This is a genomic window from Pseudoalteromonas phenolica, from assembly GCF_005886345.1.
In the GTDB taxonomy this organism is placed as follows: Bacteria; Pseudomonadota; Gammaproteobacteria; order Enterobacterales; family Alteromonadaceae; genus Pseudoalteromonas; species Pseudoalteromonas phenolica_A.
Genome location: NZ_PNEC01000030.1, coordinates 1 through 2,779, shown reverse-complemented (window position 1 = coordinate 2,779; position 2,779 = coordinate 1). Strand labels below are relative to the sequence as shown.

Annotated in this window: 3 protein-coding genes; all 3 read right to left on the bottom strand. The window is 36.8% G+C overall.

Annotated features, from left to right (window positions below; all coding sequences use genetic code 11):
- Positions 1 to 1,014: 1,014 nt before the first annotated feature.
- Positions 1,015 to 1,332 carry a hypothetical protein gene (locus CWB72_RS11930; RefSeq protein ID WP_138631649.1) on the bottom strand — a complete coding sequence of 106 codons (318 nt, stop codon included), beginning with the start codon at positions 1,330 to 1,332 and terminating at the stop codon, positions 1,015 to 1,017.
- Between the two features lie 114 nt (positions 1,333 to 1,446).
- The gene (locus CWB72_RS11925) at positions 1,447 to 1,797 is read right to left on the bottom strand and encodes a DUF4844 domain-containing protein (protein WP_130254229.1); all 351 of its coding nucleotides are present in this window, start codon (positions 1,795 to 1,797) and stop codon (positions 1,447 to 1,449) included.
- A 96-nt stretch (positions 1,798 to 1,893) separates the two neighbouring features.
- Positions 1,894 to 2,232, bottom strand: coding sequence for a hypothetical protein (locus CWB72_RS20575; protein WP_171037285.1), 339 nt, complete (start codon positions 2,230 to 2,232; stop codon positions 1,894 to 1,896).
- Between the last annotated feature and the right edge of the window lie 547 nt (positions 2,233 to 2,779).

The following is a 2,779-nucleotide window of genomic DNA, read 5'->3' as shown; positions in this document are numbered from 1 at the left end:
AGCAAGGTTCCTAGGCTAGATTCCCCTCCACCAATTAACTCGGCAAATGATAGCAAAACTGCCAGCCAACCTGGAATGCTAGCGATGACTGCTAGAACTCGAAAAAGCGGTCTGACTTTATCATTTTTCATGAATGCAACTTTTAATACCTAACGCCGTTGTAACCGGCAAAAAATTGTTGGCTAAAATGTGAAGCGAAGCGTAACAGCCAACAGTTTTTTGTCCGCGTTGACGACCTTGTTATGCGTTGACACTCAAAATTAAAAGCGCTTGCGCATGCACCAATAAACCAAACTTAAAGTTAAAAAACACTCACCAAACCCAAAATTGCAAAGAAGCGATCGACTGGTGAATGACCTTTCTGGTCACAGCTTAAATTGAAAAACGAAGAGCCAAGACCAACTTAAAACTTAATTACGCCACTGTACCTAAAAGCTGATTTGAAGAAAAGACTTGAAGTAAAAACCGTGTTAAAGACAGCGATTTAAAGTGACGCATAACGCCTTAATAAACGGCGAAAAACAGCAGGCTAAACTAAGCGAAGAATGAGCGCAAGCCTGCTGTTTTGCGTCCATTGTTTAATTAATTTGTTATGTGTACCTTTAAAGCGGCGCCTCAACAATAATATATAAAACACAACTATAAGAGATTAATAAATTAACCGCACAAATTCTTTTTAATAGGTGATTTAAGAGCTTATGTCTGAACCACAATATCGAAGAATTGATAAAAATAAATATACAAGCGGGAAACATGAAGTATGAGGCTACAATTAAAGCCTCATTTGATGCTTTACCTATATGAAACCAATAATGAATAAGCCAACAATTAAATATGGCGACTGCAAAAGAGCTTACAAATATAATTATTGGTGCTATTTTTCGTTCTTCCACATTTCCACTGGTACACATAACGCCGTGCTAAGCGGCTAAAAAAAGTTTGGCTAAAATTAGTGAGGCACGAACGACAAGCCAAACTTTTGTGTCCGCCCTTGAGCACCTTGTTATATGTACCCTAGTAAAACCAGTGCGCTGGATACCATTTACACCAAGCGAGTAATTTAAATTGTTCGTTTGTAATTGGAATGAATCTTTTTAAAACGAACCTGTAAGCATAATAAACGATTATAAAATTCAATATGGCTTGACCAGAATAAATCAAAATAAACAGCAGACCGACATGCAACCTTGAATATTCAATTTCAATACTCTCTAAAAAAGGTAACCATAAATACATCGCCCCCATTGCCGGAAAAAAGGACAATGCAGAGATAACTTGGGTTAGTATTTTATAGCGTAGACCAAGCAAAGATACTAAACTTTCATTTTTCATGAGTACATATAACGTCCTAATAAACGGCGAAAAATAGTAGGCTAAAATAAGCGACGGAGGAGCGCAAGCCTACTGTTTTGCGACCACGGTTTAATTAACTTGTTATATGCCGAATTACAGGTAATGACCAAGCAGTCCATCCGAACTTTCAATACTTAAAACATCCATGATCATTTCAATATGATCACCGAAGTGCTCTTTAGTTTCTGTGTCTTCACCATCAATTTCGATAAGAGCGGTCTGAATTATAGTAAACACCCATAGCTTACTAGGGTTAGCTACTATTCCTTGAATAATTGCATCGATTACAGTCTGAAAATGTTCAATAAGCATTTCTTTTTCCCCAGGTATTTCACCTGGTAGATCAGAAAACAGGTCTCCTTTGGAGAGACTAATTAAAGATCTTACAGTCTCGTCACTTACATCCAATTTTTGATCGATAATATCTTCAAGAGGGTCATACAAAACGAAAATCCAAAGGCATATAACGACCGATTAACGGGTAAAAAATTGTGGGCTAAAATTGAGCGAAGCGAATAGCCCGCAAGTTTTTATCCCTGTTTAATTGCTTGTTAGGTGCTTTCTATACTTCAATATTGTCAGTAGCAATGAAACAATAAATACATTTATAAAATAAGAAGCTGTTGCTAGCAAAAAAATAATATAAACATTTTCATGACCTTGATACATATAATCAAACCAAGGAGCACATAATGTTTGAGACACTATCATAGTTAAAACAAACGTTAAAATACCTGCTCCATTTCCTGCGGGTTCACTTGATATTTCAACTAAGGCATCAATAGAAAACGATAAGAAGAATACAATTAGCCATAGCGACATAAACACTAATATATATCTAAGCAACTTTTTTAATAACTGTATAATTAAATCCTGCACGAAACCAAAAAAACACCTAACGCTTAGCTAACAGGCAAAATTAAATAAGCCAAAATCGAGCGAAGCGACGAGCTTATTTAATTTTGTCCTAGTTTAGCGCCTTGTTATGCGTTGACATACCACTTTCAAAGCGCTTGCGCCTGCACCAACGAGCTAAACTTTTATTTATAAAAACACTCACCAAGCTCATAATTGCAAAGAAGCGTTCGACTGGTGAATGACCTTTCTGGTCACAGCTTAAATTGAAAAACGAAAAGCCAAGACCAACTAAAAACTTGATTACGCCACTGTACCTAAAAGCTGATTTGAAGAAAAGACTTGAAGTAAAAACTGCATTAAAGACAGCGATTTAGAATGACGCATAACGCCGTTGTAACCGGCAAAAAGTTGTTGGCTAAAATGTGAAGCGAAGCGTAACAGCCAACAGTTTTTTGTCCGCGTTGACGACCTTGTTATGCGTTGACACGCAAAATTAAAAGCGCTTGCGCCTGCACTAATAAGCCAAACTAAAAATTAAAAAAACACCCACCAAACCCAAAATTGCAAA

Coding starts and splice junctions, on each gene's coding strand:
- CWB72_RS11930 (WP_138631649.1), bottom strand. CDS start 1,332: ATGAAAAATGAAAGTTTAGTATCTTTGCTTGGTCTACGCTATAAAATA.